The sequence below is a fragment of the Rhodococcus sp. NPDC056506 genome (genome assembly GCF_042794945.1).
Lineage (GTDB): Bacteria > Actinomycetota > Actinomycetes > Mycobacteriales > Mycobacteriaceae > Rhodococcus_F.
In genome coordinates this window covers 89298-107656 of record NZ_JBHTSW010000003.1, presented here as the reverse complement: position 1 = coordinate 107656, position 18359 = coordinate 89298, and the positions used below count along the sequence as shown (strand labels likewise).

Annotated in this window: 19 protein-coding genes; 7 read left to right on the top strand and 12 right to left on the bottom strand. The window is 62.5% G+C overall.

All coding sequences use genetic code 11. The annotated features are described in order from the left end of the window. Positions 1-18 precede the first annotated feature (18 nt). The gene (locus ACFQ6H_RS04320) at positions 19-360 is read right to left on the bottom strand and encodes a hypothetical protein (RefSeq protein WP_378644189.1); all 342 of its coding nucleotides are present in this window, start codon (positions 358-360) and stop codon (positions 19-21) included. 142 nt (positions 361-502) lie between these two features. Between ACFQ6H_RS04320 and ilvD the strand changes: the two genes are divergently transcribed. Next, positions 503-2197 (top strand): dihydroxy-acid dehydratase, encoded by a 1695-nt coding sequence (gene ilvD, locus ACFQ6H_RS04315; RefSeq protein WP_378644186.1) that lies wholly within the window; start codon positions 503-505, stop codon positions 2195-2197. A 13-nt stretch (positions 2198-2210) separates the two neighbouring features. Here ilvD and ACFQ6H_RS04310 read toward each other — a convergent pair whose 3' ends face one another. Then, positions 2211-2867 (bottom strand): serine protease, encoded by a 657-nt coding sequence (locus tag ACFQ6H_RS04310; protein WP_064687707.1) that lies wholly within the window; start codon positions 2865-2867, stop codon positions 2211-2213. A gap of 74 nt (positions 2868-2941) precedes the next feature. Beyond that, a complete protein-coding gene (locus tag ACFQ6H_RS04305) occupies positions 2942-3661 on the bottom strand; it encodes a DUF6319 family protein (RefSeq protein WP_378446755.1) in 720 nt (239 codons plus the stop codon). 206 nt (positions 3662-3867) lie between these two features. On the opposite strand from ACFQ6H_RS04305, the gene ACFQ6H_RS04300 reads away from it, so the two are divergent. Beyond that, positions 3868-4953, top strand: coding sequence for an adenylate/guanylate cyclase domain-containing protein (locus tag ACFQ6H_RS04300; RefSeq protein ID WP_378644183.1), 1086 nt, complete (start codon positions 3868-3870; stop codon positions 4951-4953). A gap of 1 nt (position 4954) precedes the next feature. Here the strand turns inward: ACFQ6H_RS04300 and ACFQ6H_RS04295 are convergent, their stop codons facing one another. Next, positions 4955-5605 carry a TetR/AcrR family transcriptional regulator gene (locus tag ACFQ6H_RS04295; RefSeq protein ID WP_378644180.1) on the bottom strand — a complete coding sequence of 217 codons (651 nt, stop codon included), beginning with the start codon at positions 5603-5605 and terminating at the stop codon, positions 4955-4957. Between the two features lie 56 nt (positions 5606-5661). Between ACFQ6H_RS04295 and ACFQ6H_RS04290 the strand changes: the two genes are divergently transcribed. Next, on the top strand, positions 5662-7206 hold the full coding sequence (locus ACFQ6H_RS04290; RefSeq protein ID WP_378542586.1) for an MFS transporter: 1545 nt from the start codon (positions 5662-5664) through the stop codon (positions 7204-7206). Here ACFQ6H_RS04290 and ACFQ6H_RS04285 read toward each other — a convergent pair. After that, entirely contained in the window at positions 7203-7724 is a 522-nt protein-coding gene (locus tag ACFQ6H_RS04285) for an Lrp/AsnC family transcriptional regulator (RefSeq protein WP_378531577.1), read from the bottom strand. The genes ACFQ6H_RS04290 and ACFQ6H_RS04285 overlap by 4 nt on opposite strands. Positions 7725-7901: 177 nt before the next feature. Between ACFQ6H_RS04285 and hppD the strand changes: the two genes are divergently transcribed. After that, entirely contained in the window at positions 7902-9107 is a 1206-nt protein-coding gene (hppD, locus tag ACFQ6H_RS04280) for a 4-hydroxyphenylpyruvate dioxygenase (RefSeq protein WP_378446760.1), read from the top strand. Positions 9108-9113: 6 nt separating this feature from the next. Here hppD and ACFQ6H_RS04275 read toward each other — a convergent pair whose 3' ends face one another. The 5 genes from ACFQ6H_RS04275 to ACFQ6H_RS04255 all read right to left on the bottom strand — a co-directional run bounded on the left by ACFQ6H_RS04275 (position 9114) and on the right by ACFQ6H_RS04255 (position 14065). Further along, entirely contained in the window at positions 9114-9764 is a 651-nt protein-coding gene (locus ACFQ6H_RS04275) for an NUDIX hydrolase (protein ID WP_378644177.1), read from the bottom strand. Next, a complete protein-coding gene (locus ACFQ6H_RS04270; protein WP_378644175.1) occupies positions 9761-11044 on the bottom strand; it encodes an adenylosuccinate synthetase in 1284 nt (427 codons plus the stop codon). Before ACFQ6H_RS04270 ends, ACFQ6H_RS04275 begins: the two co-directional genes overlap by 4 nt. Before the next feature lie 13 nt (positions 11045-11057). Beyond that, the gene (locus ACFQ6H_RS04265; protein ID WP_378542581.1) at positions 11058-12044 is read right to left on the bottom strand and encodes a hypothetical protein; all 987 of its coding nucleotides are present in this window, start codon (positions 12042-12044) and stop codon (positions 11058-11060) included. A 5-nt stretch (positions 12045-12049) separates the two neighbouring features. Next, on the bottom strand, positions 12050-13081 hold the full coding sequence (locus ACFQ6H_RS04260; protein WP_378542579.1) for a hypothetical protein: 1032 nt from the start codon (positions 13079-13081) through the stop codon (positions 12050-12052). Positions 13082-13165: 84 nt separating this feature from the next. Beyond that, on the bottom strand, positions 13166-14065 hold the full coding sequence (locus ACFQ6H_RS04255) for a LysR family transcriptional regulator (RefSeq protein ID WP_378644172.1): 900 nt from the start codon (positions 14063-14065) through the stop codon (positions 13166-13168). 188 nt (positions 14066-14253) lie between these two features. On the opposite strand from ACFQ6H_RS04255, the gene ACFQ6H_RS04250 reads away from it, so the two are divergent. Beyond that, positions 14254-14892, top strand: a complete 639-nt coding sequence (locus tag ACFQ6H_RS04250) for a hypothetical protein (RefSeq protein ID WP_378644170.1) — start codon at positions 14254-14256, stop codon at positions 14890-14892. Further along, positions 14889-15665 carry an SDR family NAD(P)-dependent oxidoreductase gene (locus ACFQ6H_RS04245; RefSeq protein ID WP_378644168.1) on the top strand — a complete coding sequence of 259 codons (777 nt, stop codon included), beginning with the start codon at positions 14889-14891 and terminating at the stop codon, positions 15663-15665. The genes ACFQ6H_RS04250 and ACFQ6H_RS04245 overlap by 4 nt, the downstream gene beginning before the upstream one ends. Before the next feature lie 15 nt (positions 15666-15680). On the opposite strand, the gene ACFQ6H_RS04240 is transcribed toward ACFQ6H_RS04245, so the two are convergent. Next, on the bottom strand, positions 15681-16442 hold the full coding sequence (locus ACFQ6H_RS04240; RefSeq protein ID WP_378531563.1) for an SDR family NAD(P)-dependent oxidoreductase: 762 nt from the start codon (positions 16440-16442) through the stop codon (positions 15681-15683). Positions 16443-16641: 199 nt separating this feature from the next. Here ACFQ6H_RS04240 and ACFQ6H_RS04235 point away from each other — a divergent pair, with 199 nt between their 5' ends. Further along, positions 16642-17418 (top strand): SDR family oxidoreductase, encoded by a 777-nt coding sequence (locus tag ACFQ6H_RS04235; RefSeq protein ID WP_378542573.1) that lies wholly within the window; start codon positions 16642-16644, stop codon positions 17416-17418. A gap of 111 nt (positions 17419-17529) precedes the next feature. On the opposite strand, the gene ACFQ6H_RS04230 is transcribed toward ACFQ6H_RS04235, so the two are convergent. After that, positions 17530-18351, bottom strand: a complete 822-nt coding sequence (locus ACFQ6H_RS04230) for a MaoC/PaaZ C-terminal domain-containing protein (protein ID WP_378644165.1) — start codon at positions 18349-18351, stop codon at positions 17530-17532. Positions 18352-18359 lie beyond the last annotated feature (8 nt).

The window sequence follows — 18359 nt, the reverse complement described above, 5'->3', positions numbered from 1 at the left end:
TGATCGAGTCGATCCCGATTACAACCGGTAGTCGAGGGCCGAGCCTCGAACCACACCGACCTTGACTCCGATGTAACCGCCGAGTGCACCCCCGGCCGCGATCAGGATCCAGAACGCCGGCGGAATCAGAGCCTCGGACCCGTCGACCTCGGAGAACGCGGAATAGCCTGCGATCAATGCGCCGAACAGCACCGGCAGAATCAGCAGTGCGGCAAAGAACGTCACCCACACCGATACGAAGCGTCCCTTCCACCGGGCAATCTCATGCAGAACAGTCAGGACAACCAGGAAGACACCACTACCGGTCAAGAAAGCGGCCAGAACTGCAAATCCGAAAGCCGAAATCAGTTCCGACTCCACGTGAATCCCCCTGTACGTCAATCACCTACGCACCCAGCCCCGACTGCGATGCGACGAGTCTATTCACGACGGGCGGTGTTTCGTGACAACTCGAGTCGCTAGTCTGCCGGAAAGACACTCCGCCGACGCCTATGCTTGGAAAATGACCGAACCCGACATCAAGCCCAGAAGTCGTGACGTCACCGACGGACTCGAAAAGACCGCAGCGCGCGGCATGTTGCGTGCAGTAGGAATGGGCGACGACGACTGGGTCAAGTCGCAAATCGGCGTCGCCTCGTCCTGGAACGAGATCACGCCGTGCAACCTGTCCCTCGATCGCCTGGCAAAAGCCGTCAAAGAGGGCGTGCGGGAGGCCGGCGGATTCCCCCTCGAATTCGGCACGATCTCCGTCTCCGACGGCATTTCGATGGGTCACGAGGGCATGCATTTTTCCCTCGTCTCTCGCGAGGTGATCGCCGACAGCGTCGAGACCGTCATGCAGGCCGAACGCCTCGACGGATCGGTTCTTCTTGCCGGGTGTGACAAGTCGTTGCCCGGCATGATGATGGCGGCGGCCCGCCTCGACCTGGCCAGCGTATTTCTCTACGCCGGTTCCACTCTCCCCGGCGTCGCCAAGCTTTCCGACGGCAGCGAGCGCGAAGTCACCGTCATCGACGCGTTCGAGGCGGTTGGCGCCTGCTCGCGCGGACTGATGAGCCGCGCCGACGTCGACACCATCGAACGAGCGATCTGCCCGGGCGAAGGCGCGTGCGGCGGCATGTACACCGCAAACACGATGGCCAGCGCCGCCGAGGCCATGGGAATGTCGCTGCCCGGCAGCGCTTCACCGCCCGCACCGGACCGTCGCCGTGACGGATTCGCCCGCGAAAGCGGCAAAGCCGTGGTCGAGCTCCTGCGTCGAGGCATCACCGCCAGGGACATCCTCACCAAGGAAGCATTCGAAAACGCCATCGCGGTGGTCATGGCTTTCGGCGGTTCCACCAATGCGGTGCTCCATCTCCTCGCGATCGCGCACGAAGCGTACGTCCCGCTGACGCTCGACGACTTCGCTCGCGTCGGCGCAAAGGTCCCGCACCTCGCCGACGTCAAGCCTTTCGGAAAGCACGTCATGACGGACGTCGACCGTATCGGCGGCGTCCCCGTCATCATGAAGGCATTGCTCGACGCCGGACTCATGCACGGAGATTGCCTGACCGTCACCGGCAAGACCGTGGCGGAGAATCTGGCGCACATCACCCCGCCCGATCCCGACGGCAAGGTTCTGCGGGCGATGAACAAGCCCATTCACCCGACCGGAGGCATCACGATCCTGAAGGGGTCGCTCGCTCCCGGCGGCGCAGTCGTCAAGTCGGCAGGTTTCGAATCCGACGTATTCATCGGAACTGCACGGGTTTTCGAACGCGAGCGCGCCGCAATGGACGCACTCGAAGACGGAACCATCACTGGTGGTGACGTTGTCGTCATCCGCTACGAGGGCCCGAAGGGTGGCCCCGGAATGCGCGAGATGCTGGCGATCACGGGCGCGATCAAGGGTGCGGGTCTCGGCAAGGACGTCCTGCTACTGACGGACGGACGATTCTCCGGCGGCACCACCGGCCTGTGTGTCGGACACGTTGCGCCCGAGGCCGTCGACGGCGGTCCCATCGCGTTCGTTCGCGACGGCGATCAGATCCGGCTCGACGTGGGTACCGGACAACTCGAATTGTTGGTCGACGATTCCGAATTGGAAGCCCGCAAGAAGGGCTGGGAGCCGTTGCCGCCTCGCTACACGCGTGGTGTGCTGGCCAAGTACTCCAAGCTCGTGGGATCAGCCTCGGGTGGAGCAGTGTGCGGCTGATCCCAGCTCGCTGCTAGATGGGCCGGTACCCGGCGCCAACTCCGCCGTGGGCATTGATCGTGTCCACGATGGAGGTCATGTTGGTGCCGAGTTCCGGCCCCAGGCACGGCACCCAGAGATAGGCGTTCACCATCGCGACCAGTGTCGTGCCGACCGTGACCGGAGCTCCCGAATCACCGTGGTCGACGCAGATCTGAGTCCAGGTGGATGCGTCGGCGCTCAGGTCTCCCCAGACGACGCCGCAGGTGGTGCCGGTCGTGCGGCCTTCCTTGCAGGCTGTGGCCGGGAAGCTGGCCGGAGCGCCGATCGACGTGATGGTGGCCGCGCCCACCGTCCGAACTGGTGTGACCTTGCCCGGATCGAACTGGATGACCCCGTAGTCCAACTCCGGGTTCGACTCGACGAACGTGCCGACCACGCCCGCGTCCTCGTTGCTTTCCGGGATCACGAACGATCCAGGACCACCGCAGTGACCAGCGGTAATGCCCACAAGTCTGCCGCCGTTGTCATGACCGATGGTGGTCAAGGTACAGACCAGCTGATTGTCGATGATGATGCCCGAACCACCACCCATGGGCGTGGGTGCAGCAACCGCGTTACTGCTGACGATGAACCCGAGTCCGAGTGCCAAGACCAACGCTGCCAGAGCCGAAACAATTCGCTGCAACATCACAATCTCTCCGCCGGTAATCTCCCCGCTGCAAAAAACGCATACCCCGGAAAGTGCGGACCTACGCAGCGTTTCTAGTCGGTAGCTCCGAGCGCTTCGAGCATCTTGCGCGCCTCCTCTAGCTGACGACTCAACTCGTCGACTCGCGCTGCAGCCATGTCTCGCGCAGCGACGATGATGGACTCGACGGCCTCGATGGCGGTGGGCTCGCCCAACTCGCGGACAGCTCGCTCGACTGCGTCGGGTGCAACCGGAACCGCTTTGCCCGGACGCTTCGCGCCCTGTGTGACCGTCACGCTCCAGTCGTTGTCCGCGCCCGCATGGATGGTGACGCTGATGCCGGCCGGCAGTTTCTTCGCACGCTTGACGGCCGGGCGAGGTGTCGCGGCAGGAACCGGCGGAGTCGCCGGCACCGGGGCGGGTGCAGCCTGCGCCCGCGGCTTGGGCCGAACGGGTTCTACGAGTGGCTCCATAAGGGGTTCGGACTCCACAACTGGTTTGGGCCGCGGGGCCGGTTTGGCCGGTGACGCGGACACACGGTTGATGCGCAATTCTTCTGCTTCGAAAGGCAATTCGTCGTTGACGCCTTTGGGACGGATGAGCACGGTATTGCCGTCCACCGACACGACTTTCGCCGAGGTACCGGCTTCGATCCCCAAGCTGGGGGTTGCCTCGCGCAGATAGACGGTGGCGCGCTTACCTTCGGCGACAGCCGTGGCGAGCGCTGCCAGATTTTCCGCAGTGAGGTGATCCGGCGTTGATGCGGCAGCGCCGGAACGTCTACGGGGTGGCATGCGCAAGTCCTTTCAGAAGAATGTGGTGCATTTCAGTATCGATAGTGCTTTTCTCGGGGCAACTCTTGCACAAGCCACCGACGCGTTTGCTCTCACCGCCCGACTGAGCCCGAGGATTCGGAGGCGGTTCGGCCGATTCAGTACTGTTCTCGGGGCACCGCGTGGAAGATGGTGGACAGTAATTCGTTGCGGCAAGAAGGAGCACGGTGAGCAGTTCGGAGTCAGAGTGGATCGACGAGGTCACCGAACCCGCCCCTTCTGAACCTCACACTGCTGATCCGGTCGACGTGGATGCTCATCTGCTCAGCCGAATTCAAGCCGACATCGAGGAGTCTCTTCTCGGCGGGCCCCGTTGCTTCACTCAGTCGCAGATCGCGGAATTCGCCGGTGTGACACGTGAGCGTGCCGATCGTCTGTGGGTCGCGATGGGCTTTGCAGTCGACGAGGATCCCGACGCAGTCATGTTCACCCAGCAGGACGCCAACGCTCTCAAGACGATCATCGACATGGTGAATCGAGGAGTCATCTCGCAGAGCAGTGAGGTGGCTGCCGCCCGCTCACTCGGGCAGTCGATGTCGAGGTTGGCTGAGTGGCAGGTCTCGCTGATCAGCACCCACATCATCGACCAGCTCGCCGACTCGGCGGATCACGAGCCCGAAGCGATCCGGAAGATCGTTTTGAGCCTCGGCGCCGAGATCATCCCCGCGGTCGAATCCCTGCAGACGTACGTCTGGAAGCGTCACGTCGCCTCCTCGACGGGCCGCAACGTCGGAAACCCCGGCGAAGAAGTCGCGAGTCGTGTTCTGGTCGTGGGTTTCGCCGACATCGTGGGGTACACCTCGCTGACCCGCGGCCTCGACTCCGCCGAACTCAACGATCTGCTCGAGCGGTTCGAGTCGGCGTCCACCGAAATCATCGGGCGCAACTACGGCTGGGTGGTCAAAACCGTCGGTGACGAAGTCATGTTTGCCGCCGAAAGTCCCCACCACGCCGCCGAGATCGCTTTGCAGATCCAGCAAGCCGTCCTCGCCGATCACGACGATCCACAGCTTCGGGTCGGTCTGGCCATGGGTCCGACGTTGGTTCGCTTCGGAGATCTTTACGGTTCTGTGGTCAACAAGGCCGCGCGCCTGACCAGTTCCGCTCGTCCCGGCACCGTGCTGATCGATTCCGAGTTGGCCAACCAGCTCGGCTCGGACGCCAATTTCAAACTGCGGCACCTTCGTCCGCGGCGAGTGCGCGGAATCGACAGGCTCGAACAGTACGTTCTACGACGCAATCTGGAGCCGTGAGTCAGCTCGACACCCCGCGTGCGACCAGAAAATCGTCCACGATCTGCTCGCACGCGGCCTCCCCGAGAGGCGTCAGCGTCGCCAGTTTGGTGAGCACCAACGGGCCGACCAACTGTGCAAGCGCGACGTCGTAGTCGTACTCGCCCAACGCGTCGATTGCCTCCGGCGAGCGCAGGATCCGATCGAACGCATGCCGGTACTGCTCGAAGACCGTCTGTCGCAGTGATCGCAATTCGGGCTTGTCCGTGGACAGGGCGTCGACGCTCGAGTAGCCCTTCAGTTCCGGCCCCAAGCCGAGCCAGCACATCGCCGTCACCTGGATCGGTGCGCTTTCGATGGCCTTGGCCTGACTGGTCAGCAACTCGAGCAACTGCGTGCGGAGGTCGCCTTCACCGGACATCTCCGGCACCGGAGGTAACAGGCGAGCAAATGCCGCGGCGAGCAACTCGGTGCCACTGTCGAAATGGCGATACAACGTCGCACGTGCGACGTTGGCCAACTTGGTGACGGCATCGATCGTCACCGCGTCCACGCCGCCCTCTGCGAGCAGCTTGGTCGCCGCGTCGAGCAACCTGGACCGGGATCGTTGTTTGCGCGGATCCTCGTCGCTGACCCGCTGATCGATCTCCTGCTTGTCGATTCCCACCGTCACAACTTCAGTTATACCCACTTGGGGGTTGTGGAACTGCCGTTCTTGTAACGATACTGATGGTCTTGTTTCTATCGGGAGGTTTCGTGAGTAGCGATACGACGCTCGAACAGTCCTCGTGGACCATCCGACAGATCTGGATGCTGACGGTCGCGTGCTGCGCTGTCGCACTGGTCGTCGCAGCGATGGCCGCGCTCAACACGGCCCTTCCCGACTTGGCCCGCGATACCGGTGCAACACAGAGCCAGCTCACGTGGATCGTAGACGGGTACACGCTCACACTGGCATGTCTCCTGTTGCCGGCGGGCGCGCTCGGCGATCGTTACGGTCGACGCGAACTTCTCATGTTCGGACTACTCGTTTTTGCCGCCGGCTCGTCGATTCCGGTCTTCGCGGACGAACCGTCGTGGATCATCGTCTCCCGAGTGATCTCCGGCGTCGGCGCCGCATTTGTCATGCCCGCGACATTGTCCTTGCTCACCGCAGGTTTTCCGCCGGCCCAGCGTGCCCGCGCAGTCGGAGTCTGGTCCGGAGTGGCTGGTTCGGGTGCAATCGCCGGACTGGTCGTCTCCGGCCTGCTCCTCGAAAAATGGTCGTGGCATTCGATATTCGTCAGCCTGGCCGTCGTCTCCGTCCTGATCCTCGTGGTGTCGTTCACGATCGTGACGTCGAAGGACGCGGAGGCAACTCCACTCGATCTTCCAGGCACCGCACTGATCGCAGGCTCGATCGGACTGTTCGTCCTGGGGATGATCGAGGCACCCGCCCGTGGTTGGCTCGATCCGGTGGTCCTTGCTCTGCTGATCGGCGGAATTGCCATGACGGCAGTCTTCAGCTGGGTCGAATTACGCACTCTCCATCCACTGCTGGACGTCAGGCTGTTTGCCAACCGCGCATTCGGCAGTGGCGCAGCGTCACTGACACTGCAGTTCCTGGCGACCTTCGGCCTGTTCTTTCTGATCGTGCAGTATCTGCAACTGGTGCTCGACTACTCTCCTCTGCAATCGGCGCTAGCCCTCATGCCGATCGCCGTGCCGGTGATGGCCCTGTCCGTGGTTGCGCCCCTGCTGATTCCGCGTATCGGTCTACGCGCCCTCACCGCAACCGGAGTCGCCTTCCTCGGAACCGGAATTGCACTCCTGACGCGCTTGGATGCCAGTTCGACCTATGCCGAAGTCTGTGTTCCCTTGGTAGTGGCCGCCATTGGATTGGGTTTGTCGACAACCCCAGCAACTGCTGCCATCGTCTCCAATGCACCAGACTCCAAACAGGGCGTTGCATCAGCAGTCAACGACGCGACCCGTGAGATCGGCTCTGCCATCGGCGTTGCACTCGCTGGAAGCATCCTCGCCGCCGGGTACGGCAATCATGTTCAGCCCGCGGTCGATTTGCTGCCCGAACCCGCCAGGGAGCCGGTATCCGGCTCCCTGGCCGCTGCACTTCACGTCGCCGAAGCAGCCGGACCGCAAGGCGCACAATTGGCTGAATTCGCCCGTGACGCCTTCATCAAAGGCATGGACCAAGGAGCGCTCACACTCGCCGCGATCATGTGGGTATCCGCGATCGTCCTCGGATTCTGGGCTCCGGGCCGTCAGCGGGACTAACCGTCGTGTCGATACGCCGGAGCCTTGGTCGTCTGCTTCGACTGCAAAGTCTGAAGTAGGGGCATCGACCGAAGCGGCACCACAACCGAGAGAACCATGACGCTGGTCGAGCGAGTGGCTACCCCCGACCGGTTCAGTTCGAGCAGAGTCGCCTGCAAATCCTCGTGCGAAGCAGCGGCAATCCGGCACAGCACGTCGCCGGAGCCAGTAGTGGCAAAGGCTTCGAGAACACCAGGTATGGCTTCGAGTTCGGTGGTGACGGTGTCGAGCGCCCCCTGTGCGATCTGCAAAGTCACGAATGCCTGCACCCCGAAACCCGCTGCAGCCAAGTTGATGTGCGGGGCATACCCGGCGATGACGCCTGCATCTTCCATCCTTTTCAGTCTCGCCTGCACCGTCGCCCGGGCAACCTTGACCTGACGCGAGAGCTCCAAAGCACCGGCACGCGGGTGCTTGTTCATCGCGTCCAACAGAGCCAGATCCACTGCGTCGAGATTCACGTCTGCTCCACTCGTCATTCAACTATGCATATTGCCTATAAAACAGTGCCATAATCTTCGGATTCCGGCGCTATGTCTACTTTCAACTACCTCCGTTGACTACCCAACCTTTGAAGGACTTATCTGTTTGTACTGGCAGTGCCGAACATAACTCGAGCACCGCACTGTGTACTTCGCACTCAGAGGGGACTCATCATGACCGTCGAACAGACTCTCACCGACGACGAACAGTTGGCCGGCCTGGATCTGGAGCAATTACGCCAGTTGGTCGGATTGGTCGAGTACGACAGCGATCACGATCCCTTCCCGGTGAGTGGTTGGGACGGCCTCGAATGGATCGTCGGAAACGCCACGCAGACTTCACATTTCTTCCAGTCCGCATTCGGCATGGAATTGGTGGCGTATTCGGGTCCGTCCACCGGAAACCGCGACCACCACGCGTTTGTACTCAAGAGCGGTGCCGTGCGCTTTGTCGTCAAAGGTGCTGTGGATCCGGCGAGCGAATTGATCGCGCATCACAGCCGTCACGGCGACGGCATCCGCGACATCGCGCTCAGCGTCCCCGACGTGGACAAGTGCATCGCGCACGCGATCACCCAAGGTGCGACGGTGCTGAGCGAACCGCACGACGTCACCGACGAGCACGGCACCGTTCGCCTGGCCACCCTCGCTACGTACGGCGAGACTCGGCACACCCTCGTCGACCGTTCCCGCTACACCGGCCCTTACCTTCCCGGATACGTCGAACGGACGTCGTCGTACCGCAAGCGTGACGGCGCGCCCAAGCGAATCTTCCAGGCCCTCGACCACGTCGTCGGAAACGTCGAACTGGGCAAGATGGACCAGTGGGTCGACTTCTACAACCGGGTCATGGGATTCACCAACATGGCCGAGTTCGTGGGCGGCGACATAGCCACCGACTACTCCGCGCTGATGAGCAAGGTCGTCTCGAGCGGCAATCACCGAGTCAAGTTCCCACTCAACGAACCTGCCATCGCGAAGAAGCGGTCACAGATCGACGAGTACCTCGAGTTCTACCAAGGTCCCGGCGCTCAGCATCTCGCACTTGCGACCAACGACATCCTCGGAGCAGTCGACGCTCTGGTCGACGAAGGAATCGAGTTTCTCTCCACTCCGGCTTCGTATTACGAGGATCCCGAACTGCGCGCGCGTATCGGAGAGGTTCGAGTTCCGATCGAGGAATTGCAGAAGCGAGGCATCCTCGTCGACCGCGACGAGGACGGCTATCTTCTTCAGATCTTCACCAAGCCGATCGGAGATCGTCCCACCGTGTTCTTCGAGATCATCGAACGCCACGGCTCACTGGGATTCGGACTGGGAAACTTCAAAGCCCTGTTCGAAGCGATCGAGCGTGAGCAGGCCGCGCGGGGCAACTTCTGAGGTAGGTCAGCTGTTTTCGGTCCACGCCCAGACCACCGCGGGTCGCCCGGTGGCACTGACCCGGACTCGTTCGTCCGTACGTTCCAGCCCTGGCAACGCTTTGAGCGTCCGGTTCAAGTTGCCCGGGTCCGGACGCTCACCGGAAAGTTCCTCCGCCACGGCCAGCGCGTACGACGCCGGGAACGACGGTCCCAGCAGCGCACGCGTGAAAGCCTGATCTCGCCACAACAGGGTGTCTGCAAGGATCGGGCGGGTATCGGCGACTATCCGATTGTGGTCGAACGCAAGGACACCCGGGTTGTCCCAGCTCACCCACTCGGCTGAATTCGGCACCTCGTCAGACGAGATCACTGCCCACATGGTCACCGAGAGCGTCGGCCCGCGTGGGTCGCGATTGGGCTCGTCGAACACGGTCAATTGCCCGCTGGCGAGGACCTTCCCGTCCGGAATTCCGAGCTTGGTGGTCACCGCCCGCCTGGCGGCGTCCTGCAACCGCTCACCGGCGCCCAGCAGCACACCGGGCAGCGCTAGCTGCCCGGTGTACGGCTCCGCTTGCCGCGGCGTGACGGCAAATCGCAACATCCCAGGCTCCGGATTGCCGAACCGGAGCGCAATGACATCGATCGAGACAAGTGACTGGTCCACACCATCCATCATGCAGGCACTGGGCATCGCACCTGGCGATCGGCCCGGTCGGCACCGTCCGCGGTCAGAACCACCGGCGCCCCCATTTCCTCGCTCAGATACCAGGCGAAATCGTCCGGGTCGGCCGGAAGTTCCTTCGGCACAACCCCTACGGCTTTCAAGAAATCTGTCAGCGCCTGTTGGTGATCGAGATCCTTCCACTCCCCGACGGGAACGGATGACAGTCCTTCGTACGCCTGCACTCCATGGATCGGGGTGCCGGCGGCCCGCGCACGATCCATCGCATCGAGATGAGTCAGCGCCAATCCGTCGACACCGCCGCTCGCCTCGATTGCGTAGCGCAACAACAACTCGTCGAGGTGACCCATCCGGAATCCACCTTGATACTCACCGGCCCCGTTGTGCAGCTCTGGCAACACCTTCGCCAGATCCGGATCCTCGGTCGGGAACGGTCCAGCTCCGTGTCGTGTCATGTATGTGCGGGTGACACCGAGTACGTAACTGTCCCGACCCAACTCGTCGATCATCGCTCGCGCATTAGACGGCTCGACTGTCGACCACGTGGTGTGTGGGTGAAACCCCCGCCACTCGTCGAGAAGGACGCCTTGCGCTCCCTCGAATACCAGACGACCACCGGCACTCAACCCGCCCAGTGCGCCCGGGCCGGCAATGTCTACGACAGCTCCGAATTCCCTGTACATGTCGACCATGTCGTCGATCGGTGGAAACCCGTGGCGGCTCTCCGCGATCAACGGTCCGTAGTGGGCTGCCAACGCCGACAACTTGAAACGCAAGGAATCCGGCCGCAAGCAGTCCCCCACCGTCGGCGCACTGTGGCCCAGCGCATACGCCGCAGTCTCACCGATCCCCTTGCCACACGAGCCGTGCCGGTGGCCGCCGCGAGCATCCTCGCGGGCTCTGTTGGCTGCGACATGAATCGGCGTCGTCAACAATGCGCGCGCGTCGATACGTATGAGGTCGAACGGGCTTCGAACTCCGATCGACTCCAGGACGCGCGCCTCCCGGGCGAGCGCGATGGGCTCGACCAACACGAATCTCGAGAGAAACGTCGGGACACCGGACAACGTACCCGAGCCGAACTGCGAAAACGTGTGGTGCCGCTCGCCGACGATCACGTTGTGCGCTGCCTGCGCTCCGCCGTTGAACCGAACCACGGCGGCCACACCGAGATCGGCTTGCTCGGAGCACAGCCAGTCGACTGTTGCTCCCTTCCCCGCGTCGCCGAATCCGAGATCCACGACGACGACGTCACGACCTTCGAAAGCGTTCACAGACTTCCTCCTTCTAGACGAAATCGACGTCGTCCGTGCCGGTTCCGAGGTCACGGGGCAACCCGGCCACCGTTGCAGTGGTACGTCGTGGAATCAGAGCCAGGGCCTTTCCGACGGTCTCCGCTTCAGCCGTGGAACCGATGTCGCGGAGATCCGTCAGTCCGTCGCGCAAATCGATGCGATCTTCGCCGATTCCGACCGTCAGCGCGATCAATTCGCACACTGCGGCGGGGTCGTCGAGTTTGACGAAGCGTTCACCGAGCAACTTCTTCCAGTGATCCGCGATTTCCGGATCGTTGAAGTACGACGACTGATCTGGCAGAACGAAGTAGACGTTCCATCTTTCTTCGAGTTCACGGTAGATCGACGGCACCGATACGTCCTGGCGAACCTTGTCACCGATCACCGAACGGATGTGACGAGCCGAGAGCCGCGGCTTGTTCAACTCGTCGCCGATGATGAAGAGGTAGCCTTTCCGTCCCCGCTTCTCCCAGGCATCCGTACTGGTGTGGCGCGCCATGAAATATGCTGCCAATTCATAGCTTTCCGACTTCTGACCACCACCGTTGCCCTCGAGGAAGATGGTTCGAAGCTGCTCGTCCATCGCGTTTCCCGACTCGAACTGCCCGACTTGCAGTGGCACCCGGTCGGAATCCGCGTCGCCGATACCGCCGAACAGAATCTGCGGATCGTCGGCATATCCTTTGCGTTGCAGCAGTCCGTGCAGCTTCCCGAGCTTGTCCTGCATGATGCGAGGGACCGCACCCATCGAACCGGTGACATCGAAAAGCACTGCTATCGGCAGCGAATCGGGGTGCCCGTCCGAATCTCGGCACTCACGCTTGTCGACGCCGAAGGGGTCGAGCGTCGGGTCCGCTCTCCAACTGCTCCGCGGACGCGACCGGAGCGAATCGGTGTAGCCGAAGTCATCGACACCGCGTGCGGCGCGAAAAGTCTTGCCCGCCAAATAGGTGTTGTCGTCCCAGTGTCCGTAGCCCATGACAATCACTGTCCTTTCGTGGAGGGAACGGCGAACGGACGAAATGTCCGCTGGCCATAGAGAAGATCGAGGAGTTCGTCGAACTCACCCAGTAGATCGATCGCACTGGGACGCAGCCTGGGGTTGTCCTGCAGGCAGCCGCTTGCAAACGCCTTCATCCGTTCGTGGGTCTGCTCGCCCAGCATTCGGAGCATCAAGCGATGAGCCATGTAGATGTCCCAAGCCGACGAAGCTGCTTCGCCGAGTTCCGGTGGGTAGGAATCACGATCGGAACCGATCGTCGCCACCGGGCGGTTGCCCGTGCGGGTGGCAAAGGACCACCCGACCAGCACAACCCCATGCCGATCAGGCTCGATCAGCACGTTGTCCGCAGTGATCGCGGTGTGCGCCCAACCAGTAGCGTGCGCTGCCGCTAGAGCCCGAAGTAGCCGTCGGTGCATCCAGGCCCAGTCCCGTGGATCGAGGCCACCTGGATATGCGGCGCGAACGTCGGCGAGACTCACAAAACCTTCAGTCAGATCGTCGAGCACGTCGATCTGACGTCTCGTGCCGGCATCCACATGGGTGATTCGATCGATCAACCGCGGGAAGTACGGGGCTGCCCAACCGACGTCGGACGAATTCTCGATGTCCGTCAACACATTCCGTTCGGCCTCGATCATCGAGTTCGACCGAGGGTTTCGCGGAATCTTGAGTACGACACCGGCATCGGACCGGTACAGGTTGGCGACCGACCCGCGCGCTACCAGTCCACCCAACGCGTACTCTCCCCGCTCTCCGATATAAGCGGGCCGAGAATCCGCCGGCTCGGACTCCTCCGTCCAACTCCGGTAAAGCTCGTTCAATCGGGACGCCGCGGCCGAGTACCGCACCCGATCTTCGGGCTTCACCCGGTCCGGATGAATGGCGGAGGCAAGCCGATGAAAACGACGCTGTGCAGCACGGCGGGAGTCGAGATCACTGGAGACTCCTCCGAACACATCGGCCGAAACTCGTGCTGCCTCGACGATTTCAAGTGCCGTGCTGATCGTTTTCATAGTTTTAGTCTAACCGACTAAAACGAAGACGGCAAGAATGCGCATTTCATCCGAGTACATGCGCATCACATCAGGACACGGCAATCACCTGTCGACACCGAGGGCTGAAACAGCTTTGCGTAGCTCGATCACTGCCGGACTGCTGTCGCCCTCGCGGGTACACAGATCGATCGAACATTGCTCGATGTCGGAGATTCGCACGAAACTGATATCCGAGCGGGTGTAGTACTCGGCGATCGTTGCTGCCGTTATCACCACCGCTCGACCGTTGGCGACAACCTCGAGCGCTTCGTCCATCGTGCGGACAGAGGGGCCGTACCGGACGGGCACACCACTGGGGCGTGGGTCCACCGACCACCATTTCACCCATTCGGGTGGTGCGCCGTCACTTGAAACCTGCACTGTCCCATCTATTTCAGAAATCTCGATGCTCGTACGGCCCGCCAGCCGGTGCCCCCGGGGCAGGGCCACAACCCGCGGCTCGACGCCGATCCGTTCGAGCACCACACCGTCGAGCACCGGCAGCGGTGGACGCACGAATGCCGCGTCGACGGTCGCGCTCGCTACCGCCGAAACCTGTTGGGACCAATCCAATTGGACCAGTTCCACCTCCGCGTGCAACGAATCGATCACCGCACGCCCCAAACTTCCAGCAGCCCCATTGATGAATCCGATCCTCAATCTCCGGGCCCGCCGACGCTCGAGCGCATCGAGTCCGTTCATCGCGCGAATGGCGAAATCGAGAGCGGGTCGCGCATCCGCGACAAACACCTCGCCCGCGGCGGTGAGCACCACCGGGTGCGAACTGCGATCAACCAACTCGACACCCACCTGTTCCTCGAGTCGGCGAATCTGCTGACTGAGGGCGGGCGCGGTGACGAACAGCCGATCTGCTGCTCGCCCGAAGTGCCCTTCCGTCACGACGACGAGCAATGAGGACACCAAGCGCAGATTCAGATCTTCGCCTCTTCTCGTCTTCTTCATTACCGTCCATTCGGTTGTTTTCGGCGGTCACTAACCGACAAAGTGATGACCATCACGGTATCTGAACAGCAGAGTTAAGCAAACCGGCAATTGTCGAACGAAGTTCTACATGTACAGCGAATGCCTCGCCAGGTCACAGTTGGCGCAGATCCGGACAGCCCGCCGAATCTGCGAAACCAGGAGATGTGATGAGCAAGTACGAGCACGAATTCGTCCACATGATGGATGGCGTCGAAAAGCAATTGGAAACCGTCGACAATCCGCGGCACCAGAAGATCCTCCGAAACTACCGGCGCCACGCGTTGCTCGAGGTCTCCGGTCGCTACAAGGAAATCCTCTCGCCCGACATGACCGTCGAAGAACCCGTCTACCGGTTGTTCGAGGACGGGCAGTCGATTGTTCTGGACGGCATGGACGCCGTCACCAACTTCTACCAGTCACTCGCCCAGACGGACACCCTTGTCATGTGGACCGGACAGTCCGACTTCGCGGTCTCCGACAGCGGGTTCTCGGGTGAGACCCTCTTCAGCCAATTCGTCCCAGGATCGATTCTGGGAGACGGGGTGTTCGGCGCGGTGCACGAATCGGGTGGATCCACCCCTGCAGCCCCCGAACAGTCGTCGGACATCGACCCCGACGGTTGGTATCTCGTGCGTCGGACCTTGGCATTCGTCTGGCCGTACGACGAGCAGGGGCGACTCATCGGTGAGCATGTCTACGAAGATTCTGCTTCGAAAGTCGTGACCAAGGTGGACCCGAGCGAGGTCATCACGGCGGCACGCGCAGCCGAACTGCTTGCCCCACTGCTCGAAACGCACCTGCCGTGAGCGCGCCGGTAGCGCTTGTCACCGGCGCAGCTGCCGGGTTGGGCGCCGCCATTGCCGAGCGCCTTGCCGAGGACTTCGGCACCCTGCTTCTCCTCGACATCGAAGAGGCTGCACTCACCGACACCGCAGCACGCCTGGAAAGCCTTGGCGTAGCGGTCCATACGGCACGATGCGACGTTCGACGTGAAGGCGACGTCAAGAACGCGTTCGACGTGGCGACGTCGATCGGAAGTCCGACGGCACTCGTCAACGGCGCCGGAATCGGCGTCTTCACGCCGTTCCTCGAGATCACCGAGGATCAGTGGGACAACACGTTTGCCGTGAACACCAAGGGCAGCTTCCTGATGTGCCGCGAATTCGTCAGCAGAACTGAGGGGCCGGCAGCGATCGTCAACATCGCTTCGATCGGTGCCCGCTTGGGCGGTGACATGCTCGCGCACTACGGACCGTCGAAGGCCGCCGTGATCGAGATGAGTCACAGCGTCGCCAGGATCGGCGCGACTCGAGGACTCCGTTCGAACACCGTCATGCCCGGACTGATCCTCACCGACATGTGGCTTCGAACCATCAAGGAACTGCGCCGACGCGATCCCTCGCTCGCAGATGTTTCCGATGCTGACGTCTTCGATTCTTTTGTCGCCCAGATGGTTCCGATGGGTCGAGCCCAGACGCCCGGAGACATCGCCGAAATGGTCGCGTTCTTGCTCAGCGACAAGGCTCGCAACGTCACCGGGCAGACGATTGCCGTCGACGGCGGCGCCGTGATGACCTGACCGAGTCGATGGCGGTCAGCCCCAGCGCGACTGACCGCCGTCGAGCGGGATCGTTGCGCCCGTAAGGTACCCGGCGTCTTCGCTGACGAGGAAGACGACGGCACGACCGATGTCGGTCTCGGGATCTCCGACGCGACCCAGCGGGATACCCGCGACAAAAGCCGCCGCTTCTTCCGGATTCTTGTCCATCCACCACTGCAACGCGGGGGTCTTGGCATGCGGGGCGACGTTGAGAACTCGAATGTTGTCCTTGCCCCATTCGCAGGCTGCGGCGCGGGTCAACGAGCGCATTCCTTCTTTGATGGACCCGTAGGCGCCGTAGTTGCTGGCGTCCCAGCGCACGGCCGCCGAGGTGACCATGTTGATGATGACGCCGCCCCCTCGACTGTTCATGTGCGGGTACGACGCCTGCATCATGCGCAGGGTGGCGAGTGGGCCCGTCGCGAAGGAACGCTCGAAGTCTTCGTCGAGCACGCTCAAGAGCGGGCCGGGCTTACAGTCGTTGGCGTTGTTGACCAGGATGTCGATTCCGCCGAACAGTTCGACGGTACGGTCCACGGCGGCGGTGATGTCGTCCCTCTTGCTGACGTCGCAGACCACTGCCTCTCCGCGTGCACCGATGTCAGCCAGCAGTCCGCAGGTGGTGTGCAACTTGGATTCGGTACGGCCGGCAACGGCGATCACGGCGCCCTCTTTGGCCAAGGCCAGGGCGATCCCCTGCCCGATTCCCTGACCCGCACCCGTGATGAGTGCAACTTTGCCTTCGAGCTTGCCCATGTGACTACTCCAATGTCCGTCGACGTGCGGGGCCCTTTTGCGAGAGCGACCGGTCGATTCTGGTGACTGCCGGTGTTTGTCGTCTACACTCGACCTACAAAACAACCAAGCACTTGCTTGACCCTAAGGTGTGCGACCGTGTCGCGTCAATCACATTGGGCGGCAATTCAGCTCGGCACTGCACCAGGAAGGCTCCACCGTGACACTGCCCAACCCCGTCGATTTCAGCGGACGCTCGGTGATCGTCACCGGCGGCACCAAAGGCATCGGCTTCGTCATCGCCGAAACCTTCCTCGCCGCGGGTTCGAACGTGCTGGTCTGTGGCCGCAACGAACCCGAAACTCTGCCCACGGCCGACGGTCGTAGCGCAGCCTTTCGCGCCACGGACGTCCGTGACCCCGCCGACGCCGCAGCCCTCGTCCAGGACGCCGTCGAGCGCTTCGGCCGTCTGGACGTCCTCGTCAACAACGCCGGCGGCTCCCCCGACGCCGATGCTGCGACGGTGTCGCCCCGCTTCGTCGAGAAGATCGTGGCACTGAACTTGTTGGCGCCCTTCAACGTTGCCCAGGCTGCCAACGCAGTGATGCAGACGCAGGACGACGGCGGTGCCATCATCAACATCGGCAGCGTCTCGGCAATCGATCCGCAGCCCGGAACCGCGGCGTACAGCGCAGCCAAGGCGGGCCTCCTCGTCCTGACCAAGGCGTTGGCCCTCGAATGGGCGCCCAAGGTCCGGATCAACCACATCACCACGGGCCTGATCCGCACGGAGGCAGCCGCCGAGGTCTACGGTGCCGACGGCGGCGCTGCTGTCACCAGGACCATTCCGATGGAGCGTATGGCCGTGCCGACCGATATCGCCAACTCCTGCCTGTTCCTGGCGAGCCCACTCTCCTCGTACGTGAACGGTGCCGACATCGCCGTCCACGGCGGCGGCGAATACCCGGCTCGCTACATGGCGACCCATCAGGACTGAATCACTCACAAAGCAGCCCCTGAGCGAATGCGCTCAGGGGCTGCTTTCTTCGTGCGAACAACTGCGGGGTGCGACGAGAGGTCAAGCACCCCGCAGTTGAGTATGGAGGGACTAGTGAGTGGAGAAGCTCACTCGTGCACCGGAAATCGCCACCTGATCACCCTTATTGACCTGAAACGCCAGGTCGTCGGGAGTTCCCCACGCAACGATGGACGGCGCTTCACCCGGATGGATTGCCGCAGCGAATCGGCCGTCGAGGCTGACGAGGTCTGCCGGATGCACTCCGGCGACCCGAGCGAGTTCGAGCGTGCTGGCGGCCAACGTGCACAGTCCGTGCATGATCGGACGCGGCTGGTTGATCCGCGCCGCAGCCTCGGGATCGATGTGGATGTGGTGCTTGTCGCCCAGCAGGCGGTACATCGCTGTCTGATTCTCCGCGGTGGTCAGCACACCGGTGAGCGAAGGCTCGCCCGTCGGCTCCGCCGGACGTGAGGGTCCACGTTCTCCGCCGAATCCACCGGCACCGGGAGCAAAAAGTGACCAGGTCGCGACGAAGTATTCGCACTCCACCCTGACCTCGAACACCGCAGCCGCACCCTTGTCCCACACCTCGCCGACCGAAGCCTTCAAGGTCACGTCACCGCTACGCGGAAGCGGGGCAAGCACTTTCAGCTCTTGCGAGCCGTGGAGCGCCGTCTTGGTGTCGAAGGCTCCCGCTGACCCCAGCGCGTCAGGGGCCCACTGCGCCAGCGTCAGAGCAAAGGTCGGCAGTACCCGAAGCTGATCCTCGAAGACGAGGTCCAGCTCGGTTGCCTTGGCGCCCAAGGCAAGTGCGTACAGGATCGCGTCGCGCTCGGTGTACGAGACGGTGCGGGTCCCGAGATCGGCTCCGCGCCAATCGCCGGCGGTCTTCGCAGCTTCCGAAGTTGTCACTGTCTTTT

Excerpts from the sequence above, each read along its gene's own strand:
- ilvD (WP_378644186.1), top strand. The coding sequence starts at position 503 with ATGACCGAACCCGACATCAAGCCCAGAAGTCGTGACGTCACCGACGGA.
- ACFQ6H_RS04310 (WP_064687707.1), bottom strand. The coding sequence starts at position 2,867 with ATGTTGCAGCGAATTGTTTCGGCTCTGGCAGCGTTGGTCTTGGCACTC.
- ACFQ6H_RS04305 (WP_378446755.1), bottom strand. The coding sequence starts at position 3,661 with ATGCCACCCCGTAGACGTTCCGGCGCTGCCGCATCAACGCCGGATCAC.
- ACFQ6H_RS04290 (WP_378542586.1), top strand. The coding sequence starts at position 5,662 with ATGGTCTTGTTTCTATCGGGAGGTTTCGTGAGTAGCGATACGACGCTC.
- ACFQ6H_RS04285 (WP_378531577.1), bottom strand. The coding sequence starts at position 7,724 with ATGACGAGTGGAGCAGACGTGAATCTCGACGCAGTGGATCTGGCTCTG.
- hppD (WP_378446760.1), top strand. The coding sequence starts at position 7,902 with ATGACCGTCGAACAGACTCTCACCGACGACGAACAGTTGGCCGGCCTG.
- ACFQ6H_RS04275 (WP_378644177.1), bottom strand. The coding sequence starts at position 9,764 with ATGATGGATGGTGTGGACCAGTCACTTGTCTCGATCGATGTCATTGCG.
- ACFQ6H_RS04265 (WP_378542581.1), bottom strand. The coding sequence starts at position 12,044 with ATGGGCTACGGACACTGGGACGACAACACCTATTTGGCGGGCAAGACT.
- ACFQ6H_RS04260 (WP_378542579.1), bottom strand. The coding sequence starts at position 13,081 with ATGAAAACGATCAGCACGGCACTTGAAATCGTCGAGGCAGCACGAGTT.
- ACFQ6H_RS04255 (WP_378644172.1), bottom strand. The coding sequence starts at position 14,065 with ATGAAGAAGACGAGAAGAGGCGAAGATCTGAATCTGCGCTTGGTGTCC.
- ACFQ6H_RS04250 (WP_378644170.1), top strand. The coding sequence starts at position 14,254 with ATGAGCAAGTACGAGCACGAATTCGTCCACATGATGGATGGCGTCGAA.
- ACFQ6H_RS04240 (WP_378531563.1), bottom strand. The coding sequence starts at position 16,442 with ATGGGCAAGCTCGAAGGCAAAGTTGCACTCATCACGGGTGCGGGTCAG.